This window comes from Streptomyces sp. NPDC018000 (assembly GCF_044328025.1).
Lineage (GTDB): Bacteria > Actinomycetota > Actinomycetes > Streptomycetales > Streptomycetaceae > Streptomyces.
Map to the genome: position 1 here is coordinate 374,971 of NZ_JBIRGM010000002.1, position 11,865 is coordinate 386,835.

The 11,865-nt window shown below is 70.3% G+C and carries 9 protein-coding genes; 1 reads left to right on the forward strand and 8 read right to left on the reverse strand.

What is annotated here, in order from left to right; all coding sequences use genetic code 11:
- Nucleotides 1-159: 159 nt before the first annotated feature.
- The 6 genes from ACH4EW_RS06265 to ACH4EW_RS06290 all read right to left on the reverse strand — a co-directional run bounded on the left by ACH4EW_RS06265 (nucleotide 160) and on the right by ACH4EW_RS06290 (nucleotide 7,952).
- The gene (locus ACH4EW_RS06265; RefSeq protein WP_398252130.1) at nucleotides 160-708 is read right to left on the reverse strand and encodes a bacterial proteasome activator family protein; all 549 of its coding nucleotides are present in this window, start codon (nucleotides 706-708) and stop codon (nucleotides 160-162) included.
- A 119-nt stretch (nucleotides 709-827) separates the two neighbouring features.
- Nucleotides 828-3,665: an FtsX-like permease family protein gene (locus tag ACH4EW_RS06270; RefSeq protein WP_398252133.1), complete on the reverse strand. Its 2,838-nt coding sequence runs from the start codon at nucleotides 3,663-3,665 to the stop codon at nucleotides 828-830.
- On the reverse strand, nucleotides 3,662-4,441 hold the full coding sequence (locus ACH4EW_RS06275; RefSeq protein ID WP_398252136.1) for an ABC transporter ATP-binding protein: 780 nt from the start codon (nucleotides 4,439-4,441) through the stop codon (nucleotides 3,662-3,664). Before ACH4EW_RS06275 ends, ACH4EW_RS06270 begins: the two co-directional genes overlap by 4 nt.
- A gap of 192 nt (nucleotides 4,442-4,633) precedes the next feature.
- Nucleotides 4,634-5,248: a PadR family transcriptional regulator gene (locus tag ACH4EW_RS06280; RefSeq protein WP_398252139.1), complete on the reverse strand. Its 615-nt coding sequence runs from the start codon at nucleotides 5,246-5,248 to the stop codon at nucleotides 4,634-4,636.
- A 245-nt stretch (nucleotides 5,249-5,493) separates the two neighbouring features.
- Nucleotides 5,494-5,730, reverse strand: a complete 237-nt coding sequence (locus ACH4EW_RS06285; RefSeq protein WP_398252142.1) for a hypothetical protein — start codon at nucleotides 5,728-5,730, stop codon at nucleotides 5,494-5,496.
- 575 nt (nucleotides 5,731-6,305) lie between these two features.
- On the reverse strand, nucleotides 6,306-7,952 hold the full coding sequence (locus ACH4EW_RS06290) for a protein kinase (RefSeq protein ID WP_398252145.1): 1,647 nt from the start codon (nucleotides 7,950-7,952) through the stop codon (nucleotides 6,306-6,308).
- A 458-nt stretch (nucleotides 7,953-8,410) separates the two neighbouring features.
- On the opposite strand from ACH4EW_RS06290, the gene ACH4EW_RS06295 reads away from it, so the two are divergent.
- Nucleotides 8,411-9,997 carry a protein kinase gene (locus ACH4EW_RS06295; RefSeq protein WP_398252148.1) on the forward strand — a complete coding sequence of 529 codons (1,587 nt, stop codon included), beginning with the start codon at nucleotides 8,411-8,413 and terminating at the stop codon, nucleotides 9,995-9,997.
- 26 nt (nucleotides 9,998-10,023) lie between these two features.
- Here the strand turns inward: ACH4EW_RS06295 and ACH4EW_RS06300 are convergent, their stop codons facing one another.
- Together ACH4EW_RS06300 and ACH4EW_RS06305 are read right to left on the reverse strand one after the other, a co-directional pair.
- Nucleotides 10,024-11,016: a phosphotransferase gene (locus tag ACH4EW_RS06300; RefSeq protein WP_398253301.1), complete on the reverse strand. Its 993-nt coding sequence runs from the start codon at nucleotides 11,014-11,016 to the stop codon at nucleotides 10,024-10,026.
- A gap of 290 nt (nucleotides 11,017-11,306) precedes the next feature.
- Entirely contained in the window at nucleotides 11,307-11,735 is a 429-nt protein-coding gene (locus tag ACH4EW_RS06305) for a pyridoxamine 5'-phosphate oxidase family protein (RefSeq protein WP_398252151.1), read from the reverse strand.
- Nucleotides 11,736-11,865: the final 130 nt, after the last annotated feature.

Below are 11,865 nucleotides of genomic sequence, written 5' to 3' on the forward strand. Positions count from 1 at the left end.
CTTCCCGCACCGCGCGGGAAGAGGCCCGGCACACAGATCGTTGATCATGTGCGCCGGGCCTTGGTGTTGCTATGTGATCGAGGTGTACGAGCCAATTGCGATGTACGGACTGGTGCCGCGACCGGCACCGGAGACGACCGGCACCGGAGACGACCGGCACTAGAGATACGGGCCCGACCGGATGGCCCCGTGCTGGTCCCCGCTGCCGCCCTCGTCCTCGTGTCCGATCCCCGACGGAAGGGCGCGCCGCATCTGCTCCAGCTGGGCCCTTGCCGCCATCTGCTGGGCGAACAGCGCCGTCTGGATGCCGTGGAAGAGGCCCTCCAGCCAGCCCACCAACTGGGCCTGCGCAATCCGGAGTTCTGCCTCGGAAGGCACCGACTCCTCGGTGAACGGCAGGGAAAGCCGCTCCAGCTCCTCCACCAGCTCCGGTGCGAGGCCGTCCTCCAGCTCCTTCACGGAGCTTGCGTGGATCTCCTTGAGCCTCACCCGGCTCGCCTCGTCGAGAGGAGCCGCCCTGACCTCCTCCAGGAGCTGCTTGATCATGCTGCCGATGCGCATGACCTTCGCGGGCTGTTCGACCATCTCCGTCACCGGGACCTCACGCGATTCGTCGTCAGCGCCACCGCCGCCGATCGCCATGCCGTCCTGCCCCACAACGAGGACTTGGGGGTGCTCCTGCGACCGTTCATTCCTCGGCATCTCCATGGCGTCATTGTCTCGCACACCTGCCGTGCAACACGGTGGTGCCCCCGCAAACGGTTGATCCACCGTTTGCGAGGGCACCGAATCAGCCGGTCAGGCCACTGACCGCACCGTCCGCGTCATCATCCGGCCCGCCGAGCCAGCGCCAGGCGCGACCGCGTGAACGCCGCCGCCAGCACTCCGGCCAGCAACGGAACGCACACGACGAGCAGACCGAGGGTTTCCCAGGGCAGCACGATCGGCGTGTACGCCGACTGCGTGGGTTCCAGCCGCATCACCTCCAGCGCCTCCCGCAGGTCGGTGAGGCGCAGTGCCACCGCGGGCACCAGGCCTGCCAGTGCGCCGAGCACCACACCTGTGAGCGCCACCACCACGCACTGGAAGCCGGACAGCTTCCGCCGCAATCCCGGAGTCGCACCCACCGCGCTGAGCGTGTTGAGATCGGCTTCCGCGTCCGCCTTGGCGAGGCCCGTAGTGATCGCGGCCGCGCCCAGGGTCACCACTCCGGCGAACAGGGTCAGGATCAGCAGGAGGCTGTCCTCCTCCCGCCGGCTGGGACCGTTTTCGGACTGCACCCAGATGCCACCGCCCGCCTGCTCGATGGCACCGTCAACCCGCTGGTACTCGGCGGACGTCGGCGCATGGGCGACGGCATACACGCTCCCGGAGACCCTGGTGTGCAGGCCGAGCCGCTCTGCGGTCTTCTCCGGAAGGATCATGCGGATTCCACGGGTTGCCGCGTACTTCGCGGGGGCCACGTACACCTTCAGCTTGTCCACAGTGGTCCGCGCCTTGCCCGGGTGCAGCTTCCAGTTCGTGTCCTTCTCGCTGTACTGGTGGACCGCCTTGACGGTGACCTCGCCGTTCTCCGCGTACACCGGGTTGAGCAGCACCGGTGTGCCCGCGGCCAGTGCCTTGGCGGCTTCGGGGTCGCCGAGCTTCACATACATGTCGAGCAGGGCCGCGTCCGCGACGACGATGTTGCTCTCATCGGTGTTGAAGACCCCCGATTCCGTCAGCTCGGCGCAGGCGGGAGAACGCATCAGCTTCTTGTGCTCGTCGGCGGAGAGCCGTGCGGCGAGTTCCTTGGCTCCCTTGCCGATGAGCGGGCAGCTGCGGGCTTTGCCGGTGGGCTTGACCAGTTCCAGCGAGCCGCAGTGGTTCTCCTCGTAGATGTAGCAGTCGCTGCCTGCCCAGACCCGCCGGTAGTCCGTGGGTTTGCTGGTGACGTCCATGTTCCGCTCCACCGCTGTCCGAGCCAGCGGGAGGCGCTCGGCCGACTTCTCGTCGGTGGACGCGACGACGATGGTCCCCTCGGTGATCGAGGGAATGTACTTGTACTCCGCCTCGGCCGAATGGCTGGCCATGTATGTGGCGATGGCGACCGAACCCGCGACGGCCGCCATCACCGCGGCGACCGCGGGGGCGGTACGGCCGCGGTTGCGGGCCGCGTCGCGCAGCGCCATCCGGGGCGAGAGAGGCAGCCTCTTGCCGAGCCGCCCGAGGAAGCCGACGATCACCGGGATGCAGGCGAGCACCCCGAGTTCGGCGATGATCGAGCCGCCGGCGACCAGTGCCGATTCTCCGCTGGTGCCGCCGAGGACGGCGACGGCACAACCGATGGCCAGCATGCAGACGCCCAGGATGGGCAGCACCCGGGAGGAGCGACGGACGCCGCGCCGTCCTGTGAGCGATGCCAGTACCGACTGCCGACTCGCCACGATCGCCGGGGCGAACGCCGCCAGGAGACCGGTGATCAGGCCGAGCGCGGCGATGGCCAATAGCTCCGTGGGCTTCAGGGAGAGGGAGCCGAAGCGTTGCCCGGCCCAGTCTTCGATCACGGGGCGGAACGCCGCGGTGAGCCCGAGTCCGGTCACCACACCGGCCACGGCCCCGGTGCCACCGAGCACCAGGCCGCCGCCGAGCACCACGGCCCGGACATGGCGCCTGTCCCCGCCGCAGGTGCCGAGCAGGCCGAGCTGACGGCGGGAGCGGCGCGCGCCGACGGCGAAAGCCGGTCCGGCGAGCAGCACGATCTCCAGGACCGCCATGGCGATCACGGTGATGAGGGCCGTGCTCTGCTCCGCGGAGCTGCCCGAGTACATCTCGGAGTTCTTCTTGGCCAGCGGGACCTCGGAGTCCGGCGGCGGGTCGAGGACGACCTGGCGGGACTTGACGAGGATGCCCGACTTATTGGCCTCCATGATGTGCGGCCAGGTCACCCCCACCGCTTCGGGGCCCTTGACCAGCCAGTTCTTGGAGCCGACGTTCGGCGGCAGCACCTTCTTGTCGTGGTCGGCCTTGGCCTTCCACGGCGCGATGACCGCTCCCGGGTCGGCGTACAGGGCCTCGGTCCGCAGCTCGCTGGGCTGCTCGACCACTCCGGTGATCGTGTACTTCTCACCGGAGTTGCGCAGAGTGGTGGACGAACCGATGTGCAGCCCGGTCGACTTGAGGAACGGCTCGGTGGCGGCCACTTCGCCCTTGCCGTGCGGGTAGGCACCGCGCACCAGGTCGATCTTGCCGCGGGCCAGCTTGTCCGATGTGCGGAACTCGTAGACGTTGGTGTTGGCGACGCCGTGCGCGGTGGTGACGCTCGCCGGGACGGACTGGATGCTGATCGCCCGTGAGCCCTTGGGGAACGTGGTTGTGATGTCGACCGAGGGGCCGGTGTCGGTCCCCATCACAGTGCCTTCGGCGTTGTTGTACATCTCCCCGTCGGGCATCTGCTCGATGGGGCCTGTCTGCTGGTCGCTGAAGAGCGCGTCGGCGGCGCCCATCTCGGCCGTCAGCTGCTCGGCGGTGGTCGGTGTGACGCTGCGGTACGTCACGTCGAGGGCCGTGACCCCGAGTACCGGCACCGCGATCATCGCGACCACGAGTGCGCTGCGGCCCTTGGCGCGCATCGCGTCGCGCCTGGCTATCCGGAGGGAGGCGCGCCAGCCCGTGAAGACGCTCACTTGGCGCCCTCGGCGGCCAGCAGCGAGTCGGCACCGGCGGTGAGCGTCTGGTCGACGATCGAGCCGTCGCGGAGGAAGACCACCCGGTCCGCCCAGGCGGCGTACCGCGGTTCGTGCGTCACCATCACGGCGGCCGCACCCTGGTCGCAGCGTTTGCGCAGCAGCGCGAGCACGGCCTCGCCGGTCTCGGAGTCGAGTGCCCCGGTCGGTTCGTCGGCGAGCACGAGGCGCCGGTCCCCCACCAGCGCACGGGCTATCGCGACGCGCTGCTGCTGGCCGCCGGACATCTCGTCCGGGAACCGGTCGGCGATCTGCAGGAGCTTCAACTCCTCCAGCGCCGCCCGTGCCTCCTTGCGGGCCTTGCGCACGGAGACCCCGTCGAGCTCGCGCGGCAGGGCGATGTTCTCGGCGGCGGTGAGTGCCGGGATCAGGTTGTAGTCCTGGAAGACATAGCCGACGCTGCGGCGGCGCAGGGCGGCGACGCCCTTGCGGCCGAGGCCGGAGATGTCCTGGCCCTCGATGATGACCTGGCCGCTGGTCGCGGTGTCGAGACCGCCCGCGATGGTCAGCAGGGTGGACTTGCCGGAGCCGGAGGGGCCCATCACGGCGACGAGTTCACCCGTGTGCACGGAGAGGTCGATGCCGCGCAGGGCCTGCACTTCGGCGATACCGGTGCCGTGGGTGCGGGTGAGCGCTCGGAGTTCGAGCACCGGTGCGTTGGCCGGCAGCGGCGAACCGGACGAGGACGCGGATGGGGACGGGGCGCGCGAGGACATGGTGGGTGGTTCCCCCCTTGGAACGGGTCTTGTAGGGCCGACGCCGGACACCGAATCGGTGCGTGGTCAGCCCGGGTGTGTACGTGGTGGTTCGTGGTTGGCGCCGGGTGCGTACGTGGCAGGCCGCGGCCGGCGCCCGGTGAGTACGGGGACGGCCTGGGATCAGTGCCGGATTCCCCCAGTGACTTGTGGTCAGCGCCGGGTGCGCGGGCGGGCGGTACGGGCCGGAGCGCGGCTGGTCGTACGCACTTCGGGCTCCGGCTGCGTGGCGGCGGCCTCGGCGAGGCGGACCAGCCGGGACTCGCAGTGGTCCAGCCAGCGGGCCTCGGCCTCCGCATGGAAGATCAGCTGCTCGAGTACGAGCAGCCAGGCGACTTCGTCGCGGTTGGCCGGGACATCGGCGAGGGCCTGTCCCTTGAGGCGGGTGTAGTCCTGCATCGCCTTCAGGGTGTGGCGGCGCTGGGACTGGATGACGGCCCGGATGTCGACACCGGGCGCGCCGACCGCCATGGCGAGCTTGATGGCCAGCTCGTCGCGCGGCGGGCTGCTGCGGTCGACCGGCGTCTCGAACCAGCTCCGCAGCTCGGCGCGGCCCTCGTCGGTGATCGCGTAGAGGGTGTGTCCCTGGTCGTCCTCGTCGTCCTGGGCGACCAGGCCGTCGCGCTCCAGCCGGCTCAGTGTCGTGTACACCTGGCCGACGTTGAGCGGCCAGGTGGAGCCGGTGCGCGACTCGAATTCGGTACGGAGCTGGGAGCCGTATCGGGGCCCCCGCTCCAGCAGGGCCAGCAGCCCGTGACGGATCGACATACTGAGTATGTATACCGAGTATGTTGCTTGATGCAAGTCCCTGCCGGAGCGCATGAGAGCTGGTGGGAGGCTTACGACCTCGCCCACGATTGGCAGCGGCGTCGCGGTGTCTGGGACCTCCGCCTCCGGCGTTGTCGTCACTCGCCGACGCTCCGCGTCGACTCCCTCCTCCGCCTTGGATTCGAAGGCCCCAGACACCGCTCCTTCTCCCACTGCCAATCGTGGGCGAGGTCGTTAGGGCTGTCTCAGTTCGGGCGGCGCAGACGGAATGCCAGGAAGCCCAGCCCCAGCCCTATCAGCGCGATTCCGGCGCCCAGAGAGACCCGCTGCACCCGCTCGACGTCAGGCCCGTCGGGTGCCTGCGGAGTGAGCGGGCCGGCTTCGGGGGAGGTGCTCGCCGCCGGTGTTACGGCGGTCAGCGGCGCCGGGTCGGTCGCCGCGGGCCGCGCGTCGGGCTCGTCGAACGAGCTGTCCGCGGGCACGAGCTCCGACGGCAGGAGCTGCCGACCGGGCCGCAGCCGCCCCTCGCCGGCCTCGCGCCCCGCGAGCGGGGGCTGCGCTTCGGGAGGCGGCGACCCTGCGTTCCCGGCGGCGGAGGAGGGTCCGGTGGAGGGGGACGGTCCGGTGGAGGGGGAGGCCGAGGGGGAGCCGGAAACCGAGGAAGAGGGCGCAGGGGATGCCGGGAGAGCCGGGGCGGCCGCGCCACCCCCCGAGGGAGTGGTCGGCGGTACGGCCGAAGGAGTGGCCGAACCCTTGCCTGTCGGTTCGGTACCGGGGGTGGTGGAAGGCGGGGCGGAAAGGCCGGCCGACATGGCCGTGGCCGACGCCACCGGGGCGCCGGCCGCCCCCGGCGTCCCGCCAGGGCTGCGCCGGTCCGCGTGCGCCGCGCCGGTTGCGCCCCCTAACGCCGCGCCCGCCGTCAATATGAGGCAGGCCACGCACCTCGTGGACCGTGAGGGGAGAAGTCCTGGAGCCATGGGGTCAGCGTCACATGTGACGGTATGTCCGGCACCTCGGCCGTGTACCCGCGCACCCGCGCACCCGAGTACGCGTCCGCTCAGGCCGGGTCGCCCGTCGCGATGCGCAGCTCGAAGTGGGCGCCCGTCTTGGACACGGCCGTCCCGGAGGTCGGGAACTGATCGATGACCTGGTCCTCCGCGTACGCGTTCCCCGGCACCTTGATCTGCTTGATCGTCCAGCCCGCCGCGTCCGCGCACGCCTTCGCGGAGAGGATGTCCTTGTAGAGGAAGCTCGGTGCGTCGACCTTGCTCGGGTCGTCGCTGCTCTCCAGGGGGTCCGTGCAGTCCTCGGTCCTCATCGTCCGGTTCCGCTCCGGGTCCTTGTGCTCGCTCGCGGCCGGCGATTCGTGTCCGGAGGAGCCGCTGCCCGTATCCGAGTCCTTCAGCGAGAGCTCGATGATCAGCCCGCCGATCGCGATCAGCGCGACCACGATCGAGCCGACGATCACCGGCATGTTCCGCCTGGAGCCGCCCGCGCCGGCGCCGGACTGCGGTTGCGGCTGCGGCTGCGGCGCGATCGTGTAGGGGGGCGGGGTCTGCTGCATCGGGGACATCGGCGCCTGGCTCCGGTACGCCGGAGCCGACTGCGGATAGCCGTACGACGGAGCCGGCGCGGGCGCCGGGGACGGCGGACCGTACGGCCCCGACTGGTACGGGCCCGGCTGGTACGGCGTCTGCACGCTCTGCGGCGCCGGGGTGGACTGGTCGACCGGCGGGAAGACCGCCGAGCCGACGCCCGAGCCGCTGTTCGACGGCGTGCCGCCACCCGTGACGATCATCGGGGCGCGCGTCTGCCCGCTCGCGTTCAGCACACGCGCGATCTCGTCCTGCATCGCCGCGGCGCTCGGGAAGCGCTCGTTCGGGTTCTTCTTCAGCGCGCGTGCGACGAGCGCGTCCATCGCCGGGGTGACCGACCGGTTGATGGTGGAGGGCGCGACCGGCTCCTCCTGGACGTGCGCGTACGCGATGGCGAGCGGTGAGTCCGCGTCGAACGGTATGTGTCCGGTCAGCAACTGGAACAGCATGATGCCGACCGAGTACAGGTCGGAGCGCGCGTCCACCCCGCGGCCGAGGGCCTGTTCGGGGGAGAGGTACTGCGGGGTGCCGACGACCATGCCGGTCTGCGTCATCGACGTGACGCCCGACTGCATGGCGCGGGCGATGCCGAAGTCCATGACCTTCACGACACCGCGCTTGGTCACCATCACGTTTCCGGGCTTGATGTCGCGGTGGACCAGGCCCATCTCGTGGCTGGTGTCCAGCGCGGCCAGTACATCGGCCGTCACCTTGAGTGCCTTGTCGGCCGGCATCGCACCGTAACTCCGGATGTCCGCCTGGAGCACTGAGCCGAGCGGCTGCCCCTCCACATACTCCATGACGATGTACGGCATCAGCGCGCCGTCGAGCTCGTCCTCGCCGGTGTCGAAGACCGAGACGATGTTGGTGTGCTGCAGTTTGGCAACGGCTTGCGCCTCGCGCCGGAACCGCTCACGGAAGGACTGCTCACGGCTCAGCTCCGTGTGCAGCGTCTTGATCGCGACCTGGCGGTCCAGCGCGGAATCGTACGCCAGATATACGGACGCCATCCCGCCCTCGCCGAGCAGGTCGCGAAGCTGGTACCGGCCGCCGGCGAGGGAACCGCCCGCATAGCGGCCCCGAGCGCCGTGTGCGCCGTCCTGGCTCATGACTTGCTTCCCCCTCGGCGCGCGACTGACGCAATGGTCCCTAACGACCTCGCCCACGATTGTCAGCGGCGTCGCGGCGTCTGGGACCTCCGCCTCCGGCGTTGTCGTCAGTCGCGATGGCTCCGCCATCGCTCCCTCCTCCGCCTTGGATCCGAAGGCCCCAGACGCCGCTCCTTCTCCCGCTGCCAATCGTGGGCGAGGTCGTAATTACGCGCCAAGTCTGCCCGAGGGGTACGAAACGTCAAGCCAGGTGCCCGTTCCGTGACTCTACGCACAAGAAGCATCCCGGAAGCGTTACAGGAACCACAAGGAATTTGCGCGCGCGGCACGCCCGCCGGTTGGATGACCCGTCCGTCCCGGAAACGGAGTGCCCGGCGGAGGCTGTAGCGTGACGTGGCAATGCAGCTAGACACCGTGAGAACCCGCGGACGCGCGGACAGATACGACGGCGAGGACTGATGGCACCCGATTCCGAAGCAAACGGCGGCGGAGTTTCGGATGGCACCGACTCCTGGGGCATCGGCGGCGTCGTCGGTGACGGGCGTTACCGGATGACCCACCGGCTCGGCCGGGGCGGTATGGCGGAGGTCTTCGCGGCCGAGGACGTCCGACTGGGGCGTACGGTCGCCGTGAAGCTCCTGCGTTCCGATCTCGCCGAGGACCCGGTCTCCAAGGCCCGGTTCACGCGCGAGGCACAGTCGGTCGCGGGCCTCAACCACCATGCGATCGTGGCCGTGTACGACTCCGGCGAGGACGTCGTGGGCGGCCAGACCGTCCCCTACATGGTGATGGAGCTCGTCGAGGGTCACACCATCCGCGATCTGTTGCTCAATGCCGAGGCCCCGCCGCCCGAGCAGGCGCTGATCATCGTCTCGGGTGTGCTGGAAGCCCTCGCGTACTCGCACCAGCACGGCATCGTGCACCGTGACATCAAGCCGGCCAACGTGATCATCACGGACTCGGGTGCGGTCAAGGTGATGGACTTCGGCATCGCCCGTGCACTGCACGGTGCGCAGTCGACGATGACGCAGACCGGCATGGTCATGGGCACGCCGCAGTACCTCTCCCCCGAGCAGGCGCTGGGCAAGGCCGTCGACCACCGCTCCGACCTCTACGCCACCGGCTGCCTGCTGTACGAACTCCTGGCACTGCGGCCCCCGTTCACGGGTGAGACACCACTCTCCGTGGTGTACCAGCATGTGCAGGACATTCCGGTCCCGCCGTCCGAGGTCCTGGCCGCGGTGCCGCCGGAGCTGGACGGGCTGGCCATGCGCGCGCTCGCGAAGGACCCGGACGACCGGTTCCAGAGCGCCGAGGAGATGCGCGGCCTCGTCCAGTACAGCCTGCAGATGCTTCAGGTGCAGGGCGGCCACACGGGTACGTGGAACACCGGCCCGGTCGCCATGCACGAAGGCGGACACACTCCGGCCATGGGTATCGCCGGGGGCACGATGGCGATGAGCCACCCGCAGCACGGGGACACCTCGCAGAGCCCGATCCTGCCGCCGATGAACCCCGACGACGGTGGCTACGAAGGCGGACACCAGGGCGGTGGAGGCCGCGGCAAGCTGTGGCTTTTCGTCGTGCTCGCGCTGATCGCGATCGGCGCCGGTGTCGCCATGGCGGTCAGTGCGGCGGACGGCACCGACAGCCAGCAGGAGAAGAAGCCCGCGCCGGCCTCCAGCTCGCCGTCCCCGACGAAGACTTCGCCCTCGCCGAGCGACCACCAGAGCGAGGACAACCGGCTGCCGGAGAACTCCACCGGCAACCAGCAGGACTCACCGCCGAAGAAGCACTATTCCCCGCCCTACTCGCCGAGCCCGTCGTCCGAGGCGCCGTCGACCAACCCGTCGGCACCGGCCACGGGTGGCAGCACCGACGGCGGCACGGGTGCGACCGACGGCGGTACCGGGGCGACCGACGGCGGCACGGGTGCGACCGACGGCGGCACCGGGGCGACCGACGGCGGCACGGGTACGTCGACCGGAACCTCCTCGGGAGCGGCCGGTGCGGCCGGCACCACCACGGGCACAGTCACCCAGTAGCCCCGCAGCGCGTTCACGGGGTGAGCTCACCCCGTGAACGCCTCGCACACCGCCTCGTACTCGCGCGTCCACCAGACCGCCAGGGCCGACACCGCAGGGAACTGCGGGTCGGCCCTTCGGTCGTGCCGGCAGTACCGCCAGCGCAGTATCCAGAAGTCGTTGAGCCGCTCCCACCACACCCGGTGCACCGCCGCGGCCAGTTCCGCCGCCCCCGCCCCGGCGACCCGCCGGTAGGCTCCCGCGTACGCCCGTACCTTCTCCAGCTCCAGATTCCCGGCCGGCTGTACGAAGAAGATCGCCGCGGCCCGTACCGCCTCCTCCGCGCGCGGCTGGACCCCCAGCCGGTCCCAGTCGAGGATCGCGACCGGGGCCGTGCCCCGGTAGAGGACGTTCAGCGGGTGGAAGTCGCCGTGCACCCAGCCGGTGGCCGGAATGCCGGGAGTGGGCGGCCTGCGGTCGGCGTGCTGTTCCAGCAGGATGCGCCGCTCCAGGAGGCGGTGCTCGGCCAGTTCGTCGAAGGAGTCCCGGGGGCGGCGCCCGCGCGCGGCCGTCAGCAGGTCGTCGATCAGCGCGAAGGTGTCGGCGGGGTCGGGGCTCCGGTAACCGCCGGACCGCCCGGCGAGCCCCGTGCCCGCCTCCATGATCTGTTCGAGCCCGGTGTGCACCGCCCCGAGCAGCGCTCCGAGCCGTTGCGACTGGGCGGCGGTGAGCTGGGCGCCGACCCGGTGCCGTCCGTCGACCCAGGGGTGCAGGGCGTAGCACCGGCCGCCGATCTCCGTGACCGTGTCGCCCTCGGTGTCCTCCACGGGCGGGGCGACGGGCACACCGAGTGACTGCAGCCGCTGGGTGGCACGGTGCTGGCGGGCGATGGTGGCGCGGTCGCCGGTGGAGTCGTCGAGGTGATGCTTGAGAAAGTACGAGCCGCGGGTGGTGGAGACGCGGTAGCCGTGGTTGAGCAGGCCCTGGGTGACGGGCTTGCAGGTGAGGGGCTCACCGGCACCCGGGTAGCGGCGCAGCACCTCGTCCACCGGAGGAACGGGAGGACGGGGAACGGCCGAACGGGGCGCGGATGAGCACAGCACCTCGCCGACCGGCGGAGCAGACGGAAACGTTACAGATGAGCGCGGCACTCGCCAGATGTTACGACCTCGCCCACGATTGTCAGCGGCGTCGCGGCGTCTGGGGCCTCCGCCTCCGGCGTTGTCGTCAGTCGCGATGACTCCGCCATCACTCCCTCCTCCGCCTTGGATTCGAAGGCCCCAGGCACCGCTCCTTCTCCCCACTGCCAATCGTGGGCGAGGTCGTTAGATCACGCTGCGTTGCGGATCAGTTGACTTGCGTGGAAGTCCAGAGTGTGCAAAGAGACGAAGTGCGGGGCGACCCCGAGGTAGGCCGGGACGAAGGGCTCCCCGTTCACCTGGACGGGGGCGGCGCCGAAGCGCTCCCGCTGGTCGGGCGTCGGGTGCACGATCTCGGCGAAGCCGGTGAACTGCACGGACCACAGCTCGCCGTCGTCCCCCGAGAGCGCGGCGTTGAAGTTGTCCGCTCCGTACGCCACGACCGTGCCGTCGCAGGCCTCGTGGTAACCGAGGCCGCTGTGCATCCGCAGGACGACGCGGCCGTCGACCACGATGTGGCGGGCGACCGCCAGTATCGGGAGGGCCCGCATGCTCGTCGCCAGCCGACCGTACGGGACGCGACCGAGCAGTTCGATCGCGTGGAGTTCCTCAGGGGGCATGTCCTTCACTCTCCGCCGCCGGGGAGGCCGTAAAAAGAGGCTGCGGCCCCAGGTGGCCCGGGACCAAAGTCCCGAGGACCACTGAGGGCCGCAGCCGCTCTGTGCACGTCCAGGCACACCGCCACGCGGC